23 protein-coding genes and 1 pseudogene are annotated in these 23,422 nt (G+C 63.5%); 8 read left to right on the top strand and 16 right to left on the bottom strand.

The window, feature by feature from the left end; translation table 11 throughout:
- Positions 1-104 (top strand): annotated as a pseudogene (locus tag ACZYOF_RS10410) (IS110 family transposase); the annotation flags it as partial.
- Between the two features lie 73 nt (positions 105-177).
- Here ACZYOF_RS10410 and ACZYOF_RS10415 read toward each other — a convergent pair.
- The 3 genes from ACZYOF_RS10415 to ACZYOF_RS10425 form a co-directional block, all read right to left on the bottom strand.
- Complete coding sequence (locus ACZYOF_RS10415; RefSeq protein WP_282530731.1) at positions 178-567, bottom strand: Zn-ribbon domain-containing OB-fold protein; 390 nt, start codon at positions 565-567, stop codon at positions 178-180.
- A complete protein-coding gene (locus ACZYOF_RS10420) occupies positions 567-1,715 on the bottom strand; it encodes a thiolase domain-containing protein (RefSeq protein ID WP_463715711.1) in 1,149 nt (382 codons plus the stop codon). Before ACZYOF_RS10420 ends, ACZYOF_RS10415 begins: the two co-directional genes overlap by 1 nt.
- 212 nt (positions 1,716-1,927) lie before the next feature.
- Positions 1,928-5,419 (bottom strand): indolepyruvate ferredoxin oxidoreductase family protein, encoded by a 3,492-nt coding sequence (locus ACZYOF_RS10425; protein ID WP_463715712.1) that lies wholly within the window; start codon positions 5,417-5,419, stop codon positions 1,928-1,930.
- A 371-nt stretch (positions 5,420-5,790) separates the two neighbouring features.
- On the opposite strand from ACZYOF_RS10425, the gene ACZYOF_RS10430 reads away from it, so the two are divergent.
- Positions 5,791-6,198 (top strand): hypothetical protein, encoded by a 408-nt coding sequence (locus tag ACZYOF_RS10430; protein WP_463715713.1) that lies wholly within the window; start codon positions 5,791-5,793, stop codon positions 6,196-6,198.
- A 60-nt stretch (positions 6,199-6,258) separates the two neighbouring features.
- On the opposite strand, the gene ACZYOF_RS10435 is transcribed toward ACZYOF_RS10430, so the two are convergent.
- Genes ACZYOF_RS10435 through ACZYOF_RS10445 form a run of 3 tightly spaced genes read right to left on the bottom strand, consistent with a single transcriptional unit; the run spans position 6,259 to position 7,807 of the window.
- Entirely contained in the window at positions 6,259-7,071 is an 813-nt protein-coding gene (locus ACZYOF_RS10435; RefSeq protein WP_463715714.1) for an isocitrate lyase/PEP mutase family protein, read from the bottom strand.
- A 45-nt stretch (positions 7,072-7,116) separates the two neighbouring features.
- The gene (locus ACZYOF_RS10440) at positions 7,117-7,467 is read right to left on the bottom strand and encodes an antibiotic biosynthesis monooxygenase family protein (RefSeq protein WP_282530736.1); all 351 of its coding nucleotides are present in this window, start codon (positions 7,465-7,467) and stop codon (positions 7,117-7,119) included.
- A gap of 31 nt (positions 7,468-7,498) precedes the next feature.
- Complete coding sequence (locus tag ACZYOF_RS10445; protein WP_463715715.1) at positions 7,499-7,807, bottom strand: NIPSNAP family protein; 309 nt, start codon at positions 7,805-7,807, stop codon at positions 7,499-7,501.
- A 165-nt stretch (positions 7,808-7,972) separates the two neighbouring features.
- Here ACZYOF_RS10445 and ACZYOF_RS10450 point away from each other — a divergent pair, with 165 nt between their 5' ends.
- Positions 7,973-8,668 (top strand): ArsR/SmtB family transcription factor, encoded by a 696-nt coding sequence (locus ACZYOF_RS10450; RefSeq protein WP_165421400.1) that lies wholly within the window; start codon positions 7,973-7,975, stop codon positions 8,666-8,668.
- 248 nt (positions 8,669-8,916) lie between these two features.
- Complete coding sequence (locus ACZYOF_RS10455; RefSeq protein WP_282530737.1) at positions 8,917-9,144, top strand: GCG_CRPN prefix-to-repeats domain-containing protein; 228 nt, start codon at positions 8,917-8,919, stop codon at positions 9,142-9,144.
- Positions 9,145-9,376: 232 nt separating this feature from the next.
- On the opposite strand, the gene ACZYOF_RS10460 is transcribed toward ACZYOF_RS10455, so the two are convergent.
- Positions 9,377-9,889, bottom strand: coding sequence for a hypothetical protein (locus tag ACZYOF_RS10460; protein ID WP_463715716.1), 513 nt, complete (start codon positions 9,887-9,889; stop codon positions 9,377-9,379).
- A gap of 17 nt (positions 9,890-9,906) precedes the next feature.
- Between ACZYOF_RS10460 and ACZYOF_RS10465 the strand changes: the two genes are divergently transcribed.
- The gene (locus tag ACZYOF_RS10465; RefSeq protein ID WP_130584394.1) at positions 9,907-10,365 is read left to right on the top strand and encodes a VOC family protein; all 459 of its coding nucleotides are present in this window, start codon (positions 9,907-9,909) and stop codon (positions 10,363-10,365) included.
- 16 nt (positions 10,366-10,381) lie between these two features.
- Here ACZYOF_RS10465 and ACZYOF_RS10470 read toward each other — a convergent pair whose 3' ends face one another.
- Positions 10,382-10,696, bottom strand: coding sequence for an EthD domain-containing protein (locus ACZYOF_RS10470; protein WP_463715742.1), 315 nt, complete (start codon positions 10,694-10,696; stop codon positions 10,382-10,384).
- A gap of 81 nt (positions 10,697-10,777) precedes the next feature.
- On the opposite strand from ACZYOF_RS10470, the gene ACZYOF_RS10475 reads away from it, so the two are divergent.
- Entirely contained in the window at positions 10,778-11,878 is a 1,101-nt protein-coding gene (locus tag ACZYOF_RS10475; protein WP_463715717.1) for a hypothetical protein, read from the top strand.
- 152 nt (positions 11,879-12,030) lie between these two features.
- Here ACZYOF_RS10475 and ACZYOF_RS10480 read toward each other — a convergent pair whose 3' ends face one another.
- Positions 12,031-13,563, bottom strand: a complete 1,533-nt coding sequence (locus tag ACZYOF_RS10480) for an acyl-CoA carboxylase subunit beta (protein WP_463715718.1) — start codon at positions 13,561-13,563, stop codon at positions 12,031-12,033.
- A 147-nt stretch (positions 13,564-13,710) separates the two neighbouring features.
- Between ACZYOF_RS10480 and ACZYOF_RS10485 the strand changes: the two genes are divergently transcribed.
- A complete protein-coding gene (locus ACZYOF_RS10485; protein ID WP_463715719.1) occupies positions 13,711-14,121 on the top strand; it encodes a DUF4260 domain-containing protein in 411 nt (136 codons plus the stop codon).
- 22 nt (positions 14,122-14,143) lie between these two features.
- Here ACZYOF_RS10485 and blaOXA read toward each other — a convergent pair whose 3' ends face one another.
- The 5 genes from blaOXA to ACZYOF_RS10510 form a co-directional block, all read right to left on the bottom strand.
- Complete coding sequence (gene blaOXA, locus ACZYOF_RS10490; RefSeq protein ID WP_463715743.1) at positions 14,144-14,962, bottom strand: class D beta-lactamase; 819 nt, start codon at positions 14,960-14,962, stop codon at positions 14,144-14,146.
- A 68-nt stretch (positions 14,963-15,030) separates the two neighbouring features.
- Positions 15,031-15,297 carry an EscU/YscU/HrcU family type III secretion system export apparatus switch protein gene (locus ACZYOF_RS10495; protein ID WP_463715720.1) on the bottom strand — a complete coding sequence of 89 codons (267 nt, stop codon included), beginning with the start codon at positions 15,295-15,297 and terminating at the stop codon, positions 15,031-15,033.
- Positions 15,294-16,832: a flagellar hook-length control protein FliK gene (fliK, locus tag ACZYOF_RS10500; protein ID WP_463715721.1), complete on the bottom strand. Its 1,539-nt coding sequence runs from the start codon at positions 16,830-16,832 to the stop codon at positions 15,294-15,296. The genes ACZYOF_RS10495 and fliK overlap by 4 nt, the downstream gene beginning before the upstream one ends.
- 89 nt (positions 16,833-16,921) lie before the next feature.
- On the bottom strand, positions 16,922-17,695 hold the full coding sequence (locus ACZYOF_RS10505; protein WP_463715722.1) for an ATP12 family chaperone protein: 774 nt from the start codon (positions 17,693-17,695) through the stop codon (positions 16,922-16,924).
- 597 nt (positions 17,696-18,292) lie between these two features.
- Positions 18,293-19,498 carry an RluA family pseudouridine synthase gene (locus tag ACZYOF_RS10510; protein ID WP_463715723.1) on the bottom strand — a complete coding sequence of 402 codons (1,206 nt, stop codon included), beginning with the start codon at positions 19,496-19,498 and terminating at the stop codon, positions 18,293-18,295.
- A gap of 317 nt (positions 19,499-19,815) precedes the next feature.
- Between ACZYOF_RS10510 and ACZYOF_RS10515 the strand changes: the two genes are divergently transcribed.
- Positions 19,816-20,616 (top strand): LON peptidase substrate-binding domain-containing protein, encoded by an 801-nt coding sequence (locus ACZYOF_RS10515; RefSeq protein WP_463715724.1) that lies wholly within the window; start codon positions 19,816-19,818, stop codon positions 20,614-20,616.
- A 34-nt stretch (positions 20,617-20,650) separates the two neighbouring features.
- On the opposite strand, the gene ACZYOF_RS10520 is transcribed toward ACZYOF_RS10515, so the two are convergent.
- Both ACZYOF_RS10520 and ACZYOF_RS10525 read right to left on the bottom strand, forming a co-directional pair.
- On the bottom strand, positions 20,651-21,988 hold the full coding sequence (locus tag ACZYOF_RS10520) for a replication-associated recombination protein A (protein ID WP_463715725.1): 1,338 nt from the start codon (positions 21,986-21,988) through the stop codon (positions 20,651-20,653).
- Complete coding sequence (locus tag ACZYOF_RS10525; RefSeq protein WP_130580937.1) at positions 21,985-23,376, bottom strand: DegQ family serine endoprotease; 1,392 nt, start codon at positions 23,374-23,376, stop codon at positions 21,985-21,987. Before ACZYOF_RS10525 ends, ACZYOF_RS10520 begins: the two co-directional genes overlap by 4 nt.
- Positions 23,377-23,422 lie beyond the last annotated feature (46 nt).

The raw sequence follows: 23,422 nt of genomic DNA on the forward strand, positions 1-23,422 counted from the left end.
GAAAGGAAAAAATGGTCATTCGCATTGCGCTCGCCCGTAAGCTCCTGGTCCGCCTCAACGCCAAAGCACGCGAGGCGCGTGCCGCTTACGCCAATGCAACTTGACAATCCAGATAGTCGCTCATCCGACGCGCATTGCATGCGCGCCACCTTCTCCCACAAGGGGAGAAGGTATTTTTTAGGCCACCGTGAAGAACGGCAATGGCGCGCCGTCGGTTGGCTTCCACACCACCTTCACCTTCTGGCCGATCCTGATCTTGTCCAGGTCGCAGTCGACGATATTGGTCTGCAGCGACGGGCCTTCCTTCAGCGTGACATAGGCGATCGCATATGGACCGGTCGGCGACTTTCGCATCAGACTGTAGGTATAGACCGTCGCCTCGCCCGAACTCTCTTCCCACACCGTCTTGTCGGAGAAGCAGAACGGGCAGATCGAACGCGGGAAGTAATGCGGCTCGCCGCAGGCGGTGCAGCGCTTGATCAGGAACTTGCCTTGCTTGGCCGCTTCCCAGAACGGCGCGCTTTCCGGGTTCGTCACCGGCGCATTGTATTTCTTCGCTTCAGTCATCACACGCGCTCCAGAATGCAGGTCGAGGCGGCGTGGCGGACGCCGAGCAGGCCGCCGGTGCCATGCGCAATCGCAAGATCGCAATTGGGCACCTGCACCTTCGGATGCGCTTCGCCGCGCAATTGCCTGACAGCTTCGAGGATCTTGGTCATGCCGCCGCGGTTGACGGGATGGTTGCTGCAGAGCCCGCCGCCGTCGGTGTTGAACGGCAATTTGCCGACGCCGGAAATCAAATTGCCGTCGGCGACGAACTTGCCGCCCTCGCCTTTCTTGCAGAAGCCTAGGTCTTCGAGCTGCATCAGCACGGTGATGGTGAAGCTGTCGTAGATCGACGCATACTTGATATCCTTCGGCGTCACGCCCGCTTCCTCGAAGGCGCGCGGGCCGGACCACACGCCGGCCGAATAAGTGAGATCGAGATCCTTGCCGCCGCGCGGGCCCTTCATCGCTTCGCCATGGCCGATCAGGCGCACCAGCGGCTTCTTCAGGCTCCTGGCGATCTCGGGCGTGGTGACGATCATCGCGCCGCCGCCGTCGGTGACGACGCAGCAATCCATGCGATGCAGCGGATCGGAGATCATCGGCGAGTTCAGCACGTCCTCGACGGTGACGACTTCCTTCAGCATCGCGTGGGGGTTGTATTGCGCGTGATGGGACGCGGCGACCTTGATCCAGGCGAGCTGCTCGCTGGTGGTGCCGTAATCGTGCATGTGGCGCATGGCACACATACCGTAGGCGTTATGCGTGGTAGCCCCGTAGGCGGACTCGAAATCGGCCTCGGCGCCGGCGGCGCGCGGCGGCATCACCCCGGTGCGCGGCTTGCCGGCGAGCGTCACCAGCGCGATCGAACATTTGCCGGCGGCGATCGCCTGCGCGGCATGGCCGAGATGGATCAGATAGGAACAGCCGCCGGTCTCGGTGGAATCGACATGACGTACTTTGAGGCCGAGATAATCGACCATCGGCCAGAGCCCGCCGGGCGCGTCGCCGGCGAGGAAATAGCCGTCGATATCGTCCTTGGTCAGCCCCGCATCCTCGATCGCGCCCTTGGCGACCTCGGCATGGAGCTGCGCGGTGGATTTGTCGGGAGCATGCCGGGTGGGATGCTCATAGATGCCGGCAATGTAAGCCTTGCCTTTGATGGTCAACTCGTTCTCCGCTGGCGTTTCTAGTGCGAGCGTTTTTCTGGACCGTCAGGCAGGCCTTGGCAAGCGCGGAAATATTCCGTGCGGCGAGAGGGCAAACATCGAGGGAGACGCGGCACAGGATCGTAGGGTGGGCAAAGCGGAGCGTGCCCACCATCCACGTTCGGTGCAAGAAAGGTGGGCACGCTCCGCTTTGCCCACCCTACGGCAGTGCCCTACTCGGCTGCCATCTGGCGCGGGGCCGGCGGCGGGTTGGCCAGGTCGGCGGCGAGTTGGGCGTAGCGGGCTTTTGCGTCCTGCACCGCCTTTTCCTTCACCGGGCCGTAGCCGCGGATGCGGTCGGGCAGCGACAGCAATTCGACAGCGGTCTCGACCGTGGCCGGCGACAGGAGACCGAGCACCGTCGCGACGTCCTTCTCGTAGCCTGCGATCAAGTCGCGCTCGAGCTTGCGGTCGGCGCTGTAGCCGAAGATGTCGAGCGGTGTACCGCGCAGGAAACGCAGCCTGGCCAGCACGCGGAAGGCATTCAGCATCCACGGACCGAAGGCGCGCTTCTTCGGGCGGCCCTGGGCATCGACGCCGCGCGCCAAGATCGGTGGAGCGAGGTTGAAGTTGAACTTGAAATCGCCTTCGAACTGCTCGCGAAGCTGGTGCTCGAACCGGCCGTCGGTGTAGAGCCGCGCCACCTCATACTCGTCCTTGTAGGCGAGCAATTTGGCGTAGTTGATCGCAACCGCCCGCGGCAGTGCTTCGCCATAGCCGCCCTTGGTGGCGGCATCGCGCACCTGGTCGACCAGTTTGCGATAGCGTTTTGCCAATCTGCCATTCTGGTAGGCGGTGAGATGGGCGCTGCGGTGGGCGATGATCTCGTCCAGCGTCATGGCATCCAGCGTCTTCGGCACCACCGGCTCGTCCTGGTCCTTCATCATCTCGGCCAGCCGCGCCGGATCGGCGGCGGCAAGACGGCCGAGCTGGAAGGCGTCCTTGTTCATCTTGATCGAGACGCCGTTGACCTCGATCGCCTGCTCGATCGAAGCTGCCGACAGCGGCAGCAGGCCCTTCTGATAGGCGTAGCCCATCATCATGATGTTGGTGGCGATGCTGTCGCCAAGCAGGGCTTCAGCCGGCCTGGTGAAATCGAAGAAAGCGGAGTGCTGGCGCAGGGCGTTCTCCAGCACCGAGTTCACCTTGGGAACCTGGAAGTTGAAGTCGCGGTTGAGAATGAAATCCGCGGTCGGGATCACATGGCTGTTGATGATGCCGGCCGTGCGGCTGGGTTCGCAGAGCGTGATCGTCTCCTTCGACGCGGCGACCACCTCGTCGGCGGCCAGCACGAGATCGGCGGTGCCGGTGACGATGCGCGAACAGGTGACGTCGGCCGGATGATCGGACAAGCGGACGTGGCTCAGCACCGCCCCGCCCTTTTGCGCGAGGCCCGACATGTCCAGGATCATGCTGGCCTTGCCTTCGATATGCGCGGCCATGCCGAGCAGTGCGCCAATCGTCAGCACGCCGGTGCCGCCGACGCCGCCGACCGCGATATTATACGGACGCTCCAGCGATGGCCGGGTGGCCGGCTCTGGCAGGTCACCGATGGCGCCGAGATCCGGCGGCGCGCGGCGGCGCAGCTTGCCGCCATCGACGGTGACGAAGGACGGGCAAAAACCCTTCACGCACGAATAGTCCTTGTTGCAGGTCGACTGGTTGATGGTGCGCTTGCGGCCGAATTCGGTCTCCAGCGGCTCGACCGAGATGCAGTTCGACTGCACCGAGCAGTCGCCGCAGCCCTCGCAGACGGCGGGATTGATCAGAACGCGGCGCTGCGGGTCCTCCATCAGGCCGCGCTTGCGGCGGCGGCGTTTTTCAGCGGCGCAGGTCTGCACGAACACGATCGCGGAGGTGCCCTTGAACTCGCGGCACGCCTTCATGACGTTCTCGAGCTCGTCGCGATGAGCGAGCTTCACACCCGGCGCGATGGTGCTGGCCGGATAGGCGTCGGGATTTTCGGAGACGAGGTAGATCTCGCGGATGCCTTCGGCGTGGAGCTGGAAGGTGATCTGCTGCGGCGACAGGTCGCCGTCGTGGCGCTGGCCGCCGGTCATCGCGACCGCGTCGTTGTAGAGGATCTTGTAGGTGATGTTGGCCTTGGAAGCGATCGCCTGCCGGATCGCCAGAATGCCGGAATGGAAATAGGTGCCATCGCCGAGATTGGCGAAGATGTGGTTCTCGTTGGTGAACGGCGCGATGCCGACCCACGGCACGCCCTCCCCGCCCATATGGGTGAAGGTCTCGGTGTTGCGGTTCATCCACAGCGCCATGAAGTGACAGCCGATGCCGGCCATGGCACGGCTGCCTTCCGGCACCTTTGTTGACGTGTTGTGCGGGCAGCCCGAGCAGAAATACGGGACGCGGGCGATCGGGGATGTGGCCTGCATTTGCGTCGCCTGGCGGCCGTTGAACCAGTCGGCCTTGGCACGCAGCATCTCGGCGATCTCTGGGTTGAGATTGAGCCGAAGCAGGCGCTCGGTCAGCGAGCTTGCGAGCGAGGCGACGCTGAGCTCGGCGGCGAAGGTCAGGAAGCGTTTCTCGTGCTCGTCCATCTTGCCGACGATGCGCGGGCGGACGTCGTCGCGCCAGTTGAACAGCTCCTGCTTGACCTGGTTCTCGACGATCTCGCGCCGTTCCTCGACGATGAAGATCTCCTCCAGGCCAACGGCAAAGTTACGCACGCCTTCCGGCTCGAGCGGCCAGGGCATGCCGATCTTGTAGAGGCGGATGCCGATCTTGGCGGCGATCTCCGGCGTAATGCCGAGCTCGCGCAGCGCCTGACGGATGTCCTCATAGCTCTTGCCGGACGCCATGATGCCGTAGCGCGCGTTCGGCGAATCCATGGTGATGCGGTTGACCTTGTTCGCACGGGCAAAGGCGATCGCCGCATAGCCCTTGTAGTCTTGCAGGCGCCGATCCTGGTCGAAGCGATCGTCCGGCCAGCGGATGTTCAGCCCGCCCGGCGGCAGCTCGAAATCGGTCGGGATCACGAACGGTGTCATCTCGTCGCTGAGGTCGATCTCGGCCGTGGTCTCGACCGTTTCCGTGATCACCTTCATGCCGACCCAGCAGCCGGAGTAGCGCGACATCGCGATGCCCAAGAGGCCCATCTCGATCATCTCATGGATGCTGGACGGATAGAGATAGGGCATCAGCGCCGAGATGAAGGCGTGGTCCGACTGGTGCGGGACGGTGGAGGATTTGGCGCCATGGTCGTCGCCGGCGAGACACAGCACGCCGCCATGCTTGGCGGAGCCTGCCGCATTGCCGTGACGGAACACGTCGCCGCAGCGGTCGACGCCGGGGCCCTTGCCGTACCAGATGCCGACCACGCCGTCGTAGTTGGCGCCGGGCGAGAGGTGGAGCTGCTGCGAGCCCCAAATCGCGGTGGCAGCCAGGTCCTCGTTCACGCCGGGCTGGAACTTGATCTTGTACTGCTCGAGGTGATGCTTGGCCGCGAAGAGCTGCTGGTCGTAGCCACCAAGCGGGGAGCCGCGGTAGCCGGAGATGAAGCCCGCGGTGTTGAGGCCGGCCGCGCGGTCGCGGCGGATCTGCGCCATCGGCAGGCGGACCAGGGCCTGGATGCCGGTCAGGAAGATATGGCCGGTGCCCTGGGTATACTTCTGGTCGAGACTGATCGGACCCTGGTTGATTCCCATCTAAGCCCTCGTATTCCTGGTCGGGACGACTGATTTTAGCTAGTCATCCAAGCGCTTTAGAACCAGTCTATGTCGGTTTTCGAAGGCCGCGCAGCACAATTCTGTGCGCAGGCGCCTCGCTTTCGAAGTTCGCAATTTCGTGCCTGGAATGATCGGGTTTGTTTTCGCTTCGTGCGTCGGAGGGGTGTTGCGCGAAACGCCGTTGGGTCCCTGGAGGAGCGGCGGCGCGCAGGTGGATGCGGCGACGGCGTCAGGTGGCCGCGCGATTCTCGTTTGCGCGTTTTGTGCAGTGCGTTCTTCTCCGCGCGCGGGATCACGGGAACGTCGGGGAGCGTTGGCGAGTTGTAACCTAGGCTAACGGAGGAAACCCAATGGCAAACCAACCGAATGACCCTAATCGCAGCAATATGACCGAGGAAGAGATCCGCCATCAGGCGCGTCTCGACAATCTGGACAATGAGTTGCAGCCGGATCCGGAGCTTGCCGAGGGCCCGGCCAGCGGAGCGAAGATCGCGATGTTCGCGATTGCGATCGCGGTGGTGCTTGGCGCAGTGTTCTATGGCCTGAACAACACGTCCGTTAACAATGCCGGCACGACGCCGCCGTCGCAGAGCGCGCAGAACCAGCCGGCCAACCCTGCATCTCCATCGACCATGCCGAAGGCCAACACCGACCCCGGCACGACCACCGGCGCGGCGACCAACCGCCCGACACCGCCGCAGTCTAATCCGACCGGCCAGGACGTCGACCATTCGGCCAAACCGGACAGCAACAAGTAAGAGGTATCGACACTCTCGCACGGCGGGCACCGATTGGCCCGCCGTGTTCTTGTTGAACCGCTACTTGAACATCTTGTTGAGCTCGCCGCCGGGATAGCCGTGGCCGAGCTCGGTGAAGGTCCCCTGCTCCGCCATCTCGCGTGCGGCTTTCATGAAGCCGGCCCAGGCGGCGCGCGCCAGCGAGCCGCCGACGCTGATGCGGCGCACGCCGAGGTCAGTGGCTTCCTGCAGCGACAGGCCGGAAGCGTTCAGGAGATTGACCGGCTTGGGATGCACGGCCTTCACGACCGCCGCGATCTCTTCCTTCGTCTTGATGCCGGGCGCATAGAGGCAATCGGCGCCGGCGGCGGAATAGCCTTGCAGCCGCTCAATGACGAGATTGAGATCGTTCCGTCCCCACAGGAAGGCTTCGCAGCGGCCGGTGAGCAGAACGCCGCTATCCTCGGCGTCGATCGCCTTGCGCGCCGCCTTGATGCGCTCGACCGCCAGGCTGGAATCGTACAGCGGCTCTGCCGCATCTCCAGTCGAGTCCTCGATCGAGAGCCCCGCGACACCCGTCCTGACGCCGCGGGCGACGTTGGTGGCGACCTTGTCCGGCTCGACGGCAAAGCCGCCTTCGAAATCGGCGTTGACGGGCAGATCGACGGCGGCGCAGAGCGCCGTCAGATGGTTGACGACATCATCAACCGTGACGCGGTTGTCGGCCTTGCCGATGGTCCAGGCAAAGCCGGCGCTGGTGGAGGCGAGCGCCTTGAAGCCGAGTTGCTGCAGTGCGCGGGCGCTGCCCACGTCAAAGGGATTGGGCAGGATGAAGCAACCGCTCTCGTGCAGCTTCCTGAACGCGGCGCGCTTCTCGGCAGTCGTGACCGGCATGTTTGCTCTCCTTTCGATGATTGGTGACACCAGACGTATCACGCGCTAGTGCGGCTCATGAACGGCACGGCTGTCCTTCGGCGCCTGCGCGCGATCGTTCATGCCGTAATCGCGGACCACGCTGGCGATCCTGATACGGTAGTCCTCAAAGATGACCGCGCGCCCCTTCGCCTGCGACCTGCGATGTTCCACCACATTGCGCCAGGCCTCGACGGCGGCTTCATTGCGGAAGAACGATATCGACAGGAACTTCCCTTTCTCGGTCAGGCTTTCGAAGCGCTCCACGGAAATGAAGCCGTCAATGGTCTCCAGGATCGGCCGCAACTCGGCGGCAAGATCGAAATATTGCTGCCGAAGTTCCGGCTTCGGCCAGACCTCGAAGATCACGGCGATCATCGGCACCTCCCTCGTTGCCCAAAGCGACAGCTTACAACGTAACAGGGCGCAAAAAAGTCCGCTCTTCGGCCAGGATGAATTTGTGTTCCTCGGCGAAATTGAAGTTGGCAATACCCTCCGCGTCGGCGCGCAGCCGTGCGCGATAGGCCTCATAGGCGGCAAGGCTTTCGAACGAGATCAGCGCAAAGGCGATGTTGTTGGTACCCTCATGCGGCATGAAGTAGCCGATGAGATCGCCCCCGCATCTCGGAATGATGGCGAGCCAGCGCCTGGAATATTCCTCGAATTGCGCGCGCTTGAACGGATCGAGCTGGTAGCGGATGAACACGGTGATGGTCATGGGCTGCTCCAAGTTCTCCACCGTCATTGCGAGCGCAGCAAAGCAAATCCATGCCACCACGAGCGGCCGGCATGGATTGCTTCGTCGCTGCGCTCCTCGCAATGACAGCTACGGTTTGGAGAATATCGCCTTGTCCGACACTAATGCTTCGGTTATGATCGAACTATGAAAGCTGGTCCCGACATTGCCATGGTCGCGTCGCTGGTCGGCGACCCCGCGCGCGCCAACATGCTCACCGCGCTTTTGAGCGGCCGGGCGCTTACCGCAAGCGAGCTTGCGCAGGAAGCGGGCATTACGCCGCAGACCGCGAGCTCGCATCTCTCCAAGCTCGAAACTGGCGGGCTGATCGAGCCGGAAAAGCAGGGTCGCCACCGCTATTACCGCCTCACCGGCACCGACGTCGCAGGTGTCCTGGAGGGGCTTGCGGGGCTTGCCGCGCGCGCCGGCCACATGCGCGTGCGCACCGGGCCGAAGGACCCCGCGCTCCGCCGCGCGCGGATCTGCTACGACCATCTCGCCGGCGACCTCGGCGTTCAAATGCTCGACAGCATGAAGAAGCAGCGATTGATCCGGCAGAGCAAGGATGCGATGGAGCTGACCGGCGAAGGCAAGCGCTTCATAGCGAAGGCGCTGCAGATCGACGCCGACGCGCTCATCCATCCCCGCCGCCCCGTGTGCAAGGCCTGCCTCGACTGGAGCGAGCGGCGGCATCATCTGGCGGGCACGCTGGGCGCTGCGCTCATGGAGCGCTTCACCGAGCTGAAATGGGCGGCGCGCGATTCGACACCGGGCAGCCGCGTGGTCAACTTTTCACGAAACGGCGAAAAGCGATTTGCAGCGCTATTCGGGACCGGCGAATAGCGGCGCGCGAGCGCAACGAAGAACTGGCGCCGTCATTGCTCCGTCATTTGCACCCGCAAATGACTGGCGAGTCCCAACGCTGGCGGCGAGTTTCTTCGCTCCGCGGTAAGAAGCAACCGCTCCGTTCACATCGCGTTCAGTCCTGAAAACTATGCTTCGCGACAAGTGATGCGGCGTCTGCGACACTCCAGCGTGGCGAATCACTGTGTCGCATTTGCGTGCGGCGAGAACTCAATGGGAGAACAAGAATGAAGTATCTTCTGGCGGCGGCTGTCGTTGCGGCTGGCATGGTCGCGAGCTTCAGCTCCGCTAACGCAGCGGGTGGTTGCGGCCCCGGCTTCCACCGCGGCCCGTATGGCGGTTGCCGGCCCAACGGCCGCGTTGTCGTCGTGCGGCCGGCGCCGCGGGTCGTGGTGGCGCCTCGCGTCTGCCCCCGCGGCTTCATTTGGCGCCATGGCCGCTGCCGGCCTTTCTAAACTTTCGTTAAAACGTAATCGAACAAAGCTCGGCCAATCAGATTGGCCGAGCAGAGCGGGCTAAACTTTAGTGGCCCAAACAATAATGGGCAGGGACTGCGGCTCGCGGTCCCTGCCCTTTTTTTTCGATCAGTGGTGGCGGAGATTCGGAAACCAAAGGCTTTCGGATTGATAGGCTTGGAGCTCCGACTCCCCGACCACGCAAGCTTTATGGCGGCCTGCTAGACCGGCCTCACCAGCGACGCCAGTGCCGACGGTGCCAGTGGCGGTGGCGGTGGCGCCAGCCCCGGTGAGGATGCCCGTGGCGACGATGCCCATGACCGCGATGCCCATGACCGCCATGCCACTGCACCTGTTCGGGCTTGAGGTTGTCAACTTCATCGCCGGTGGAGACCGCAGGATGGGCATCCGGGCTGGAAGGCCGCCGCGCGTCTTCGCTTAATGGCACCATCGGCGCGGCTTGCGCGGTTGCAGCAAAGGTTGCCACACCTGCGGCAGCGCCCAATGCAATCTTCAAAAAGTGGCGGCGTTCCATGAACATTATCCTTTTCTTACTCAGCATGTGATGCCAGAACAGTGTTGCCGCCGCGAGATGAATGCCCGCTGAACTTTGCGCGTGCGCTCGGCGCGACAAAAAGCGCCGCGGCAATCGCGCGCGCCTCTGCATCCGTGGACCGTCACGATCTTTTTTTGCCGACACGATGCGACCAAAATGGATGCTCTGCGTTAACGGGGTCAGCTCCAACTCCGCAGGAGAACACCATGGCGAAGGCACGACCAACTCCGGACGGGTTTCATACCGTGACGCCCTATCTCATCGTGGAAGGCGCCGAGAAGATCATCAGCTTCCTGGAGCAGGCGCTGGGCGCCCGGAAGCACCACGAGCCGACCCTGCGGCCCGACGGCACGATCATGCACGCGACGCTTAGGATCGGCGATTCCATGGTGATGATTGCCGATGCCTCCGAGCACGCCAAGGCGATGCCCGCGATGCTCTATCTCTACGTGCCCGACGTCGACACCGCCTACCGGAACGCCATCAAGGCCGGCGCGACCTCGATCATGGAACCGGCGGATCAGTTCTACGGCGACCGCACCGGCGGCGTGAAGGATGTCGCGGGCAACGCATGGTTCTTCGGCACACATATCGAGGACGTCGCGCCTGACGAACTGAAGAAGCGCGCGGCGGAGATGTTCAAGAACCAGGGCAAGGCGGCGTAGGCGCGACGCGCAGGCGTTACGCCGCAACCTCCTCAGCCAACACCAGCACCTCCCGCGTGCGCGTGACATCAGGCCAATCGCGGTTGAAGTCGGCAATCAGCCGCTTCATCTCCTCGCCACCAACCGCGCGCTCAAGCGAGTCTTGGTCGGCGAACTGATAAGTCGCCAGATGCTGCGACGGATCAGTCGCGCTCCAACACCGCCACGCTTTCTGCGCCCGGAACGATTTCAGCGCATCCGGCAAATGCTCGCGCGAATACCATGTGTCGAACGCGGCGCGTTTCGCGGGATCAGTGACGGTGGCACGGACGATGAAGTGGGTAGTGGGCATCTGATCCTCCGCGAACAACTCTTGTAAATCGATTACCTCCAACGGCAACGATCTGGATCGTTGGACAGCGCAATTTAACGCTTGTATTACTCCCTCGTTGCAAGCTTACACTCTTACAATTTGGGGCTGGGGAAAACAACGGCCAAGAAGACGAAGGCTACGCGGAAGGCAGTTAAAGCAAAGACGGCTAATGCGCCCTATCCGCGGCATTCCGTAGAAAAAGCTTTGCGGATACCAAAGGCCATAATCGACCAAAACGCAGGAAGAGAGTGTAGCGATCGCGACTCCGCCCGATTTGCTGGAGTCGGATACAACGGCCCCTATGCGGTAGAACTGAGTTCATCGCTGAAGTACGGCTTTCTCCGGCGACCCAAGCCCGGTCACGTAGAGGTCACAGATCTGGCGCGCCAAGCTATTCGACCTCAGAAACCAGGCGAAGAAATTGAGGCGCTTCGGGAGGCCATCCTCAGCGCGCCCAATATATCTGATGTCTATCGTCACTATCGGGGTGAAAACCTACCCGACGGAAAGTTCTTCGAAAACGCGCTGATCGACACGTTCGACATTCCTGCGGAGAAGGTTGGGGAGTTCACCGATATCTTTATAAGCTCACTAAAATCCGCAAACCTTGTTGAGCAGCGCGGCGAAAAACTGCGCGTACTTGATGTGACAGCAGGTCCGGACCGCGTCGGCGAGCGATCAGACACCCTGAAAAAAATCACCCAAGGAGTTAAAGTAGACGCGAACGATACTTGCTTCGTAGTAATGCCGTTCGCCGAACCCATCGGGGCATACTATCAAAACATATATGAGCCAGCGATCAGGAAAGCCGGGTTACGCCCCGTGCGCGCTGATAACGAAATATTCGGAACTGGGAAGATCATCGATCAGATATGGGCGGGGATCAACGCAGCCAAAGTCCTAATTTGCGAGATGACAACTCGAAACCCGAACGTCTTTTACGAACTTGGCTTGGCACATGCTCTTCAAAAACCGGTTGTTCTCGTTTCGTCGAACAGTGACGACGTACCTTTCGATCTCAAACATATTCGGGTGATATACTACGACGTAAGCGATCCGTTCTGGGGCGAGAAACTCATCGAGAAAGTCGCTGAGAACATTGTTTCAGCAATCAAGAATCCTGAGGAGGCGATCTTTTCTCGAGCGCTTGATGCGACGTGAGACTCTATCCTATCAGAACGGCAGCTCGTAGGGCGTGTTAGTTAGCTGACACTCGCTTGTCCGGCGTGTGGATCGCAAGAGAGTGGCGGATTACACTTTCTGCCTTTGCTCGTTCAAGCTGCGCTAGAAAGCTAATCCGCCCTACGGCATCCCTACAACGGCAAATTGTCGTGCTTCTTTGCGGGGATCTCGACCTTCTTGTCCTTGAGCATCGCGAGTGCCCGCGCGATCCGGCGCCGCGTCGAATGCGGCATGATGACGTCGTCGATATAGCCGCGCTCGGCGGCGATGAAGGGGGAGAGGAAGCGGTCTTCGTATTCCTTGGTGCGGGCGGCGATCTTGTCTGGGTCGCCGATGTCGGAGCGGAAGATGATCTCGACCGCGCCCTTGGCGCCCATCACCGCGATCTGCGCGGTCGGCCAGGCATAGTTCATGTCAGCGCCGATCTCCTTCGAGGCCATGACGTCGAAGGCACCGCCATAGGCCTTGCGGGTGATGATGGTGACGAGCGGCACCGTGCATTGCGAATAGGCGAACAACAGTTTTGCGCCGTGCTTGATCAGGCCGCCATATTCCTGCGCGGTGCCGGGCAGGAAGCCGGGCACGTCGACGAAGGTGACGATCGGGATGTTGAAGGCATCGCAAAAACGAACAAAGCGCGCGGCCTTGCGCGACGCATCGCTGTCGAGCACGCCGGCGAGCACCATCGGCTGGTTGGCGACAAAGCCCACCGTGCGGCCCGCGATGCGGCCGAATCCGGTGACGATGTTCTTGGCGAACGTCTCGGAGATCTCGAAGAAGTCGCCCTCGTCAACGACCTTCAGGATCAATTCCTTCATGTCATAGGGCTTGTTCGGATTATCGGGGATCAGCGTGTCCAGGGACATGTCGACCCGGCCGATATCGTCGAAGCTCGGCCATTCCGGCACGCCGTCGGTGTTGTTCGAGGGCAGGAAGTCGATCAGCCGACGCATCTGCAACAGCGCGTCGACGTCGTTCTCGAACGCGCCGTCGGCGATCGAGGAGCGCGTCGCGTGCACCGAGGCGCCGCCGAGCTCCTCGGCGGTCACCACTTCGTTGGTCACGGTCTTCACCACATCAGGACCAGTCACGAACATGTAGCTCGTGTTCTTCACCATGAAGATGAAGTCGGTCATGGCAGGCGAATAGACGTCACCGCCGGCGCAGGGGCCCATGATGACGGAAATCTGCGGGATCACGCCGGAGGCGATGACGTTGCGGCGGAACACGTAGGAATAGCCCGCCAGCGCCGCGACGCCCTCCTGGATCCGCGCGCCGCCGGCGTCATAGAGGCCGATGATCGGCGCCCTCGCCTTCATCGCCATATCCTGCAGCTTGGTGATCTTCAGCGCATGCGTTTCCGACAGCGAGCCGCCGAACACGGTAAAATCCTTGGCGAAGACGAAGGTCTTGCGGCCGTTAACGGTGCCCCATCCGGTGACGACGCCGTCGCCAGGAACCTTGGACTTCTCCATGCCGAATTCCGTCGAGCGGTGCTCGACGAACATGTCGAATTCCTCGAACGAGCCCTTGTCCAGGAGCAGCTCGATGCGCTCCCGCGCCGTCAGCTTGCCGCGGGCATGCTGCGCCTCGATGCGCTTGATGCCGCCGCCCAGCTTGGCGCCGGCGCGCCGCTCTTCGAGGGTGTCGAGGATATCTTTCATTTGCTTCCGCCCGCATTAGCTAGTGATTGGCTGCTGGAACCCGCGCGGGGTTCTAACACGGCATTTTCTGAACCGGAAACCACCTTCTTGCCCCGAATCCCGGGCACGGGGCGGTACTTGGATCAGCGCAAATTTGGGGAGGAAACCATGGATAACACCACAGCCGAGGCCGGCTCGGTCACCGGCGGCGTGCGCCTATTGCTCAGGCTGGAGGGGCTGACGCTGTTTGTGGGCATGACGGTGCTGTATGCGATGTGGGGCGGCTCGTGGTGGGTCTACGCGATCCTGTTCCTGGCGCCCGATTTGAGCTTTGCCGGCTATGTCATCGGCCCCAAGGAGGGCGCGGTCATCTACAATGCCGCCCACAGCTATATGGCGCCCGTGGCCCTGATGACCGCTGGCTTTGCGAGCGCCGAGCCGCTGGTGCTCTCGATCGCAATGATCTGGCTCGCCCATATCGGCATCGACCGCGCGCTCGGCTATGGATTGAAATACCAAGCCGGGTTCGGCTTCACCCATATGGGACGGATAGGAAAGGCGAAGTCGCCTCAGGCTTGACGCGCGGGCGCGCATCAGCCCATCAATACGCCACGATATCGGCGAGGCATTGCTGCGTCACGGTCATGCGGGCGGCGATGTGGCTCTCGTTCTTGCAGTCCATGTTCATTGCGAACACGGTGACGGAGGACCCCTTCTCGACCCAGCCGACCAGCCAGCCGAGCGAAGGCTTGCCGATCTCCGCGCCGACGAGGCCGCTCTTGGCGCGGATCGTGGCGTCGCCGACCTTGGTCACGGGAAGGATGTCGCGGGTCAATTCCTGGGCGCGCTTGGAGACCGGCAACGTGCCGCGCCGCAGCCGGTCCACGAAATCGATTTGCTGAACCGGATCGATGCGCAGGTTTCCCGTCAGCCAGAACTGGTCGATGCCGCCGCCGATGTCTTGGTTGCCGTATTCGAGCAGATCGACATATTTCTTCATCCGCTCTTCGCCGATGCGCCGTGCGATCTCCTGATAGACCGGCACGGCGGAAACGGCGATCGCCGAACGCAGCGTATGGTCCTTGTTCCAGGCCTCGATGCTGCGCGTCACGCCGTCCCACTTGAACACGTCCTTGTCGGGATCTTCGACGACGCCGGTGTCCAGCGCGATGACCGAATTCGGAATCTTGAAGGTCGAGGCCGGCAATTTGCCTTCGCTCGACCTCCGCTTGTCGCTGGCGATGATCAGGTAGTCGTCGACCTTGTAGGCGACGAAGGTCCCCTCGGTGCCGAGCTCGAAGAATCGTCGCGACAGGCTGTCGCGAAACTCGTTGCGCTGGTAGGACACGTTGGCAAGGCTGCGGGTTGGCAAAACGGACGCGGCAGTGAGGAGACCGAGCGCTTGGCGGCGATTGATCACGGCAGAACCTGATGGCTTGAGGAGCAGGCCATGATGGATGCCATCGTGATGAAACGATGGCAAGAACCTTACCGAGCGCGGCCCGACAGGCGGAGCACGAACACCAGCACTTCCGCGACGGCCTTGTAGAGCTCGACGGGGATTTCGTCGCCGAGCTCGACATTGGAAAGCGCTCCCGCCAGGACCTCGTTCTCCTCGATCGGGATGTCGTGGGCTTTTGCGACCTCGATGATCTTGGCGCCAATCGCCCCCCTACCCTTGGCGACCACCGTCGGCGCGCCGCCGTGGTCGTAATGCAGGGCGACGGCGAGCTGGCTCTTGGTCTCGACGCTCATAGCGCGCGGTCCAGGAAATGACCGGCACGGGCCGGCGTTGCCTGCGGCGGCGCGCCGTCCTGGATCACGATATCGCCGGGCAGAAGCTCGGCCCGGCTCAGCGCCTGGCTCAACTGCGGCACGCCAGCGCGAAGCTGCGCGGCGGTCGCCGGGCGTTCCGCCCACATCCGCACCGACGTCTGGTCGCCGATGAGCGAGATCAACGCGTGGACCGGGCCCGCCGGTTCGACATCGAGCGAGAAACGCGCCCGCCAGATGCGCTTGGCAGCCTCGGCCTCGACACCGCCGCCGCCGTCACGGGAAATCTCGAACTGCGCCATCGCCGTGCCCTGCGGCGTCGCGAACGGGATCTCGAAATGCCAGCGCGGCGACGAGGTGTCGATCTGCTGATGCGCGGGATCGATGCGGTCCGGCAGGGACGCCACCTGCAACAGCGTCTGCCGCGCCAACGCGGCATCGGTGTCGCCAAGCAGATGATGCGCCGCGGCGGCGAGCGGCATATCCGGCGCGACCGATGGCGAGGCGACGGGCTGGGCGGTGGGAAGCGCGCCTCGGAACGGCGGTGGCGGCGTATTGGTGTGGACGGTAACATCGGCGGCGATGTCAGTCGGACGCGCGGAATTGCCGAGTTCCTGCAGCAGATTCAGCGTCGCACCGGCGGAGGAGCCGGCATTTGACGTGCCCCGGCCGATGGTGCCGGGCATCACGAGATCGTCGGCGACCGGAACGCGCGCCTGCGGCAGCAGGATTTCCTCGACCTCGAGATCGGATGGCGCGAGATTTTGGGTGAGCGCGGGATGTGCCGCGCCCTGTCCCGCGGCGGTGGAGGCCGGCGGCGCGGCATTCGCCGTGCCGAGCGACGACAGCAGGGTCTGCCGCAGCACGATCAGCGCGGCCTTCAGATCGGGAACGCCCGCGGCCGGCGATGCGGTGCCGGCGGCCAGCGCCGCCTCGAAGAACAGGCCGGAGCGCTCGAACGCATTCTTGATATCGCCGCCGTCAAGGCTCGAGTCGAGCCGGGTCTGCTGCGTCAACACTTGCGCAATCGCCTGCTGCAGCCTTGGCGGCAGGTTACCCGCGGCGGCCAGTGCACCGAGATTGGCAAACAGCGGCGCCAGGCTCTGCTGCACCGTCGCCGCATTTTGCGTAGCGTTGGCGACAGCCGCGCGCTCCACCGGCGTAAGGACGTTCTTGGGCTGGGCCGTCGTCGAGGGATTGGCGGTGGCGAGCTGCGCGTCGGGCGATAGCGTCACCGCGTCGTCAGCGGCGGCATCGCCCTGCCCGAGCATCGCAAGACGGATCCCGTCCTTGGTCTGGGATACCGCGAGCTGCAGCGCCTGCCCCTCCTTCAAGGGAACTTCCGAGAGCACGTCGATCGACAGGCTCGAGATCGCGATCCGGACCAGGTCGGCGGAGAGCACCTTCAGCACCTGCGCATTGATCACGCTGCCCGGCTGCAGCACGAGATCGGGTGCGACGCTGCCCACCTCCTTGGCGGAAAGCACCGGCAGCACGGGATTGATGGTCAGCGCCATGTCGGAGGGTCTCGGCTGGAAGGCTAGAGCCTACCTCCGCGCCGTAAACCTCCCGTTAACTTAGCGGGTGGCGGTTGCGCCAAAGGAACTCAGTTCAGCGTCTTCAGGATGCTGGTGGCCGCGTTGAAATCGACCAGCCGTGCGGCGCGGCGCGCGGCGACCTCCTCGTCCAAGCCCCACTGCTCGATGTTCCAGTCCTCGTCGACATGGGCGGCGGTCCAGATTTGCGCCGCGTCCCGAAAACCGTGGGTCAAGGCCAGCGCAAGCAACGCCGAGCCGGTGAGCGTCGTCACCACATGCAGCGCCGCCACCGACCATGGATCGCTCGGAAACGCCTCGCGCGCGGCTTGGATCGCGCTTTCCGGCTGGGCGACGTGCACGATGCCTTCCGCGAGGATGAAATGCGCGCCGAGCGTATCCGCGGCCCAAAACAGGATCGGATCCCAATGCTCGGCCTCGCGGGCGACCAGCGCCTCTGGACGGCCGGCGCGATAGAACAACAGATCCGAGCCGAGATATTTTGCGGCGTCGTCAGCGACCACGTCGACGCGACCAACCACGCCCTCGATCACGCTGTTGGCAAAGCGCGTCAGCGGCATGGTCAGCGGATCGATCATCTCTCCTTGCGCGTTCCACTCGGCAGCGACGGCGTCCGCGATTGCGCACGACGGCACCGTCACCTTCTTTCCCGATGGCGTACGGATCGGCCGGCCATCGAGCGTCACGGCAAAGCCGCCATCCTCCTCGGCGACATCGGCGCGGCCATAGAACCGCCTGCGCTGCGGCGCGCGCACGTTGCGGCGCGCCGCCTCCTGCGGATCCAGCGGGGATTGTCCCGCCGCTTCATCGAACAATTCGCGCATGTCTTCGCAAGCTTCCGTTGGGGTTCGTCTGCTCACAGGATAAGTCAGGCGTCGGGGCAAATAAAGCCGACGGGATCAGGAAGATCGTTGTGGGCACCGCAGCCGTTGCCGCCCCCCGTCATTGCGAGCGAAGCGAAGCAATCCATTTCGCCACTTGCGGAGACGTGGATTGCTTCGTCGCTTCGCTCCTCGCAATGACGGCTGAGAGACCTGCTCTTCAGTCAGTTCAGGCCTCAGTCACGTGCGGCGCAACTGCGCGAATAGGCGGCGCGATCGGCGGGATCGAGGCCGGCAGCCGCGCCCTCGTCGAGACAGCTTCTGACACGGTCACCGAACGATCGGCGGGTCGACGCGCGGGGACTTGGCAATCGGGGCAACTGAGATTCTGGTTCTCCGCGCATCATCGGGGTCGTCGGCGCCACGATCTTCGGTGGCGGCGGCGGTGCAGGAGGGGGCGGAAAAAGGTTCGGGTTAGTGCCAGGCGCGATGAACTGTGCCGACGCTGCGGGCGCGGCAAGCAGCAAGGCAAGGGTGAGTGCAAGCGCTGAATATCTCATGATGGATATGTCGGAACGCCCCTTTGAAACCGCAAATAAATTATTCCTCGGGCGCATTCTCGATCGGGTCGAACCGGCTGGTGTCGAGCCCTAGCAGGTTCCAGGATTGCTGCATATGCGGCGGCAACGGTGCGGTGACGTCGATGACCCCGCCGCGCGGATGCGGAATCACGATGCGCCGCGCGAGCAGATGCAGCCTGTTCTGCAACCCGCCCGGAAGTTCCCAATTCTCCCGATTGAAATATTTGGGATCGCCCACGATCGCGTGACCAATATGCGCCATATGCGCGCGCAACTGGTGGGTACGTCCCGTGACCGGCTTCAGCGATACCCACCCCAGCTTCTGCGCAGCGGTTTCGACCACCGCGTAGTAGGTGACGGCGTGGCTTGCGCCCTCATCGCCATGGGCAGCGATCCGCATGATAGTGTCGTCCTCGCCCTCCTCCTTCGCAAGATAGGTCGAGATACGGCCCTGTTTCGGCTTCGGCACGCCGGCCACCAGCGCCCAATAGATCTTGCGCGCCGAGCGCGAACGAAACGCACCGGTCAGATGCGTCGCGGCAAAGCGCGTCTTCGCGACCAGGAGGCAGCCCGAGGTCTCCTTGTCGATCCGGTGCACGAGGCGCGGCTTCTGCCCCTTGGCGTCGCGCATCACTTCCAGCATCTGATCGACATGGCGCGTAGTGCCGGAACCGCCCTGCACGGCAAGCCCGGCGGGCTTGTTCAGCACCAGCACGTCGGCGTCCTCGAACAGCGTCATCTCCTTCAGCGCGGCAAGCGTCTTCGTCGCGGCCTCGGAGAGCTGACCAACCACCTTCGGGGCATCGAGCTTCAGCGGTGGGATGCGTACGCTCTGTCCCTCCTCCAACCGGTCCTTGCTGTCGGCGCGCTTGCCGTTGACGCGCAGCTCGCCCTTTCGAACGATGCGCTGGATATGAGAGAACGACAGCCCGGGAAACCGCGCCTCGAGAAACCGGTCGACGCGCATGTTGTTCTCGTCCGCGGTCACGGTGACGGTCTGGACTTTTGTCGGCAACGGCAGCTCGGCGGCAGCTTTCGCGGGCTCTGCTGCAACGGGCGGGGCCGATTTCTCCCGCCGCGGCTGGGCAAAGCGCGGCGGCTTTGCACCCGCGCGATGCATCGGCGGCCGATCGCCCTCGTGACGATTGCGAAAGGGCCGCGCGCCCTTCGGGCGATCACCACGATCGCCCGATTTTGACAATGGTCTCTTGACGCGGCGGCTCATGCTGTTTCGGCTCCAGAGGTCGGGTGTTGCGTAGCGCAAATGCGGCTGGCCGTCACGGCGAAATCACCGCAAATCCCGCGCAAAACCTCCAAAAGGTGACGTCGGTTTGACGAGACGCGTGCAACAAGCCACCTATACTCGTTGACAGTGTCGGGAACGCCATGCATATTTTCCGCGGGTGGATACGACCCGCTGCTTGCGCCCGAACAGGGTATGGTGAACGTATCGAGCCGCTTCCGGCTTCCTTTGCCCCGGCGAACGAGTCAGCAACGCAAGCGCCTGACGATTTCTCGTTCGCTTACAGCAGAGGACGATCCATGCGCGATTTCCGCGATGCCAAGGCCATGGCGCAGACGCTGCGCGATGCGCTCAAAGCCAAATCAATATCCGTCAGCCACAGCGAGAGCCTTGAACTGGTCGCCAGGACCTTGGGCTTTCACGACTGGAACGTGCTGTCGGCGGCCATCCAGTCCAGCCAGCCGGTTGCCGCCCAGGGAAAGGGTCCCCCTGCCCCGTCGCTCAACGGCGGCACGGTGATCCCCGTCGCGCCGATGCGGGACATCGTGTTCTTCCCGCAGTTGATCTCCCCGATCTTCGTCGGGCGCGAGAAGACGCGGCGCGCGATCGAAAGCGCGGCCGCCAATGATGGGCGCATCGTCGTGATTACGCAGCGACGGGCCGAAGACGACGACCCGGATTTCGACGCGCTTTATTCGGTCGGCGTCGTCGCCGATATCATGAACCGCGTCGAGTTGCCGAACGGAAACCAGAAGGTAAGGGTTTCCTGCGGCAAGCGCGTGGCCGTCGTCAGACCCGCGGAAGCCGACTTCCTCGCGGCCGAAGTCGTGCCCCTCGAAGAGTTGCGGGCGCTCGATACGGAGGCTTTCGCGCTGACGGGTGAGATCTTCGAGGCGTATCGGAGCTCCACCAACACGGTGCCGCCGCAGTCGCTCTACCGCTATGCCGGCGAGCCGGGCGTGCTTGCCGACGTCGTCGTCCAGCTCCTGGAGGTCGATGTCGAAAAAATGCAGCAGGTCCTGGAAATCCAGGACGTGGTCGCAAGGCTCGAAACCATCCTCGGCTGGATGCGTAGCGGCGCGCACGCCAAGGCCAGTTAGAGGATCGAGCTAGAGGATTCAGAGTTGGGGCGGTCTACGTCCCGCCCCGCTCTTTCCTCAGCCTTGCCCAATAGTCCAGCCGCTTGCGGATTTCGCGCTCGAAGCCGCGGTCGGGCGGATCGTAAAAGGTCTGGCGGCCCAGGGCTTCCGGAAAGTAGTCCTGCCCGGAGAAGGCGTCGGGCGCATCGTGGTCGTATTGGTAGCCGGAGCCATAGCCTTCCGACTTCATCAATTTGGTCGGGGAGTTCAGGATGTGTTTCGGCGGCAGCAGGGAGCCGCCCTGCTTTGCCACCTGCTTCGCCGCGCCGAACGCGGTGTAGACGGCATTCGATTTCGGCGCGGTGGCGACATAGACCACGGCCTGCGCGATCGCGAGTTCGCCTTCGGGCGAGCCGAGGAAGTCATAAGCGTCCTTGGCGGCATTGGCGATCACCAGCGCCTGCGGATCGGCAAGGCCGATATCCTCCACCGCCATGCGCACCACGCGCCGCGCCAGGAACAGCGGGTCCTCCCCGGCATCGAGCATGCGCGCGAAATAATACAACGCCGCATCCGGATCGGAGCCGCGCACCGATTTATGCAGCGCCGAGATCAGGTTGTAATGGCCGTCGGCGGACTTGTCGTAGATCGGCGCGCGGCGCTGCAGGATGTCCTGCAATTGGGCGGGGGTGAAAACCTCATCCTTGCGCGCGGAGCGCCAGACCTCTTCGGCGAGCGTCAGCGCGGCGCGGCCGTCGCCGTCGGCCATCCGCACCAGCACGGCGCGCGCCTCCGCATCCAGCGGCAGCTTCCTGCCCTCGACCTCTTCAGCATGCGCGTAGAGCTTTTCGATCGCTTCGGTATCGAGCGAATGGAACACCAGCACGCGCGCCCGCGACAGGAGCGCGGCGTTGAGCTCGAAGGACGGATTTTCGGTGGTGGCGCCGACCAAAACCACCGTGCCGTCTTCCATCACAGGCAGGAAGGAATCCTGCTGCGCGCGGTTGAAGCGATGGACCTCGTCGACGAACAGCAGCGTGCCCTTGCCGGTCTCGCGCCGCGCACGCGCCGCGTCGAACGCCTTCTTCAGATCGGCGACGCCGGAAAACACCGCTGAAATCTGCTCGAAATGCAGCTCGGTCGCGTCAGCCAGAAGCCGCGCCACCGTGGTCTTGCCGGTGCCCGGCGGGCCCCAGAAGATCAGCGAGCCCAGCGTACGCGTCTCCAGCATGCGCGTCAGCGCGCCGTCGGGGCCAAGGATATGGTCCTGGCCAACGACGTCGGAAAGCTTTCGCGGCCGCAGCCGGTCGGGGAGCGGATGCGGAGCATCCTGCTCCATCCCTGCCGCGGCAAAGAGGTTGGTGGTGGGTTCCTGCTGGCGCTTCGCGCTCATCCGCCGAGGGTCACGTTGATCTGCTGGCCGCCGCGCACCAGCGTGATCCGCCAGATCCGCGACGCCGCTTTCGAGGCCTTCTCGAGATCGCCAGTGCGCGCGATCTTCTGGTTGTTGACCGCGAGGATGATGTCGCCCTTCTGGAAGCCGACATTGGCAGCCGTGCCGTCATCGGCGAGGTCGGTGACGACGACGCCTTCGACCCCGGCATCGAGATGCAATTCGTCCGCGAGCGCCGGCGAGATATTTGCCACCTTGGCGCCCTGGAATGGCGAGCGCGCGGTCAGCACGATCTCGTCACGTCCCGTATCGGGCGCGGTCTCCAGCGGCACGGTGAGCTTGATGGTCTTGCCGCCGCGCTGCACGTCGATCTGGGCGGAGCCGCCGAGCGGACGGGTCGCAAAACGGTAGTCGAAGGCGTTGGGATCATCGATGGTCTGGCCATCGATCGCAACGATCAGGTCCGACGGCTTTAGCCCCGCATGCGCTGCGGGACTGTTCGGCGCGACGTTCGCGACCAGTGCACCGTTCGGCAGCTTCAGCCCGAGTGTCTCGGCGATATCAGGCGTCACCGCCTGCAGCCGCGCGCCAAGCCACGGCCGCTTAACCGCCTTGCCGCCGCTCTTGGCGGACGCCACCACCACGCGCACCATGTTGGCGGGAATCGCAAAGCCGATGCCCTGCGAACCGCCGGAGCGCGAGAAGATCGCGGTGTTGATGCCGGCGAGCCGCCCGGTCATGTCGACCAGCGCGCCGCCGGAATTGCCGGGATTGATGGCCGCATCGGTCTGGATGAAGAACTGGTAGTCGGTGATGCCGACTTGCGTACGCGCGAGTGCCGAGATGATGCCATGCGTCACGGTCTGGCCGACGCCGAAGGGATTGCCGATCGCGAGCACGACATCGCCGACCAGGAGTTCGTCGGAATTGGCGAAATCAAGCGTCGCGAATTTCTCTTTCGCGTCCTTTATGCGCAGCACCGCGAGGTCGGTGCGGCTGTCCTTGAGCACGATCTCAGCCTCGAACTCGCGTTTGTCGGCGAGCGAGATCTTCACCTGGTCGGCGCCCTCGATGACGTGGTTGTTGGTGACGACGAGGCCGGAGGGATCGACCATCACGCCGGAGCCGAGCGAGCGCTGCATCTGCTCGGGCTGGCCGGGCACACCGAAGAAGCGGCGGAAGATCGGGTCATCCAGGAACGGATTGCGGGTCTGCACGGTCTTGGCGGCGTAGACGTTGACGACCGCCGGCTGTACGCGCTGCACGATCGGCGCATAGGACAGTTTCAGCTCGGCCGGCGAGGACGGCACGCGCCGGTCCTGCGCCAGCGCCGGTGTCGCGGCGGCGGCTGAAATCAACAACACGGCGGCTAAGCGAATCAGCGTCATGTAAAGTTCCCGGAAATTCGTCGTTCTGATATAGGCGTGAGCCAGC

It is taken from the genome of Bradyrhizobium sp. LeoA1Lang, assembly GCF_055413685.1.

What these genes read in the sequence shown, in the direction of transcription:
- ACZYOF_RS10415 (WP_282530731.1), bottom strand. Translation starts at nt 567, where the DNA reads ATGACTGAAGCGAAGAAATACAATGCGCCGGTGACGAACCCGGAAAGC.
- ACZYOF_RS10425 (WP_463715712.1), bottom strand. Translation starts at nt 5,419, where the DNA reads ATGGGAATCAACCAGGGTCCGATCAGTCTCGACCAGAAGTATACCCAG.
- ACZYOF_RS10430 (WP_463715713.1), top strand. Translation starts at nt 5,791, where the DNA reads ATGGCAAACCAACCGAATGACCCTAATCGCAGCAATATGACCGAGGAA.
- ACZYOF_RS10435 (WP_463715714.1), bottom strand. Translation starts at nt 7,071, where the DNA reads ATGCCGGTCACGACTGCCGAGAAGCGCGCCGCGTTCAGGAAGCTGCAC.
- ACZYOF_RS10440 (WP_282530736.1), bottom strand. Translation starts at nt 7,467, where the DNA reads ATGATCGCCGTGATCTTCGAGGTCTGGCCGAAGCCGGAACTTCGGCAG.
- ACZYOF_RS10445 (WP_463715715.1), bottom strand. Translation starts at nt 7,807, where the DNA reads ATGACCATCACCGTGTTCATCCGCTACCAGCTCGATCCGTTCAAGCGC.
- ACZYOF_RS10450 (WP_165421400.1), top strand. Translation starts at nt 7,973, where the DNA reads ATGAAAGCTGGTCCCGACATTGCCATGGTCGCGTCGCTGGTCGGCGAC.
- ACZYOF_RS10455 (WP_282530737.1), top strand. Translation starts at nt 8,917, where the DNA reads ATGAAGTATCTTCTGGCGGCGGCTGTCGTTGCGGCTGGCATGGTCGCG.
- ACZYOF_RS10465 (WP_130584394.1), top strand. Translation starts at nt 9,907, where the DNA reads ATGGCGAAGGCACGACCAACTCCGGACGGGTTTCATACCGTGACGCCC.
- ACZYOF_RS10470 (WP_463715742.1), bottom strand. Translation starts at nt 10,696, where the DNA reads ATGCCCACTACCCACTTCATCGTCCGTGCCACCGTCACTGATCCCGCG.
- ACZYOF_RS10480 (WP_463715718.1), bottom strand. Translation starts at nt 13,563, where the DNA reads ATGAAAGATATCCTCGACACCCTCGAAGAGCGGCGCGCCGGCGCCAAG.
- ACZYOF_RS10485 (WP_463715719.1), top strand. Translation starts at nt 13,711, where the DNA reads ATGGATAACACCACAGCCGAGGCCGGCTCGGTCACCGGCGGCGTGCGC.
- ACZYOF_RS10495 (WP_463715720.1), bottom strand. Translation starts at nt 15,297, where the DNA reads ATGAGCGTCGAGACCAAGAGCCAGCTCGCCGTCGCCCTGCATTACGAC.
- fliK (WP_463715721.1), bottom strand. Translation starts at nt 16,832, where the DNA reads ATGGCGCTGACCATCAATCCCGTGCTGCCGGTGCTTTCCGCCAAGGAG.
- ACZYOF_RS10505 (WP_463715722.1), bottom strand. Translation starts at nt 17,695, where the DNA reads ATGCGCGAATTGTTCGATGAAGCGGCGGGACAATCCCCGCTGGATCCG.
- ACZYOF_RS10510 (WP_463715723.1), bottom strand. Translation starts at nt 19,498, where the DNA reads ATGAGCCGCCGCGTCAAGAGACCATTGTCAAAATCGGGCGATCGTGGT.
- ACZYOF_RS10515 (WP_463715724.1), top strand. Translation starts at nt 19,816, where the DNA reads ATGCGCGATTTCCGCGATGCCAAGGCCATGGCGCAGACGCTGCGCGAT.
- ACZYOF_RS10520 (WP_463715725.1), bottom strand. Translation starts at nt 21,988, where the DNA reads ATGAGCGCGAAGCGCCAGCAGGAACCCACCACCAACCTCTTTGCCGCG.
- ACZYOF_RS10525 (WP_130580937.1), bottom strand. Translation starts at nt 23,376, where the DNA reads ATGACGCTGATTCGCTTAGCCGCCGTGTTGTTGATTTCAGCCGCCGCC.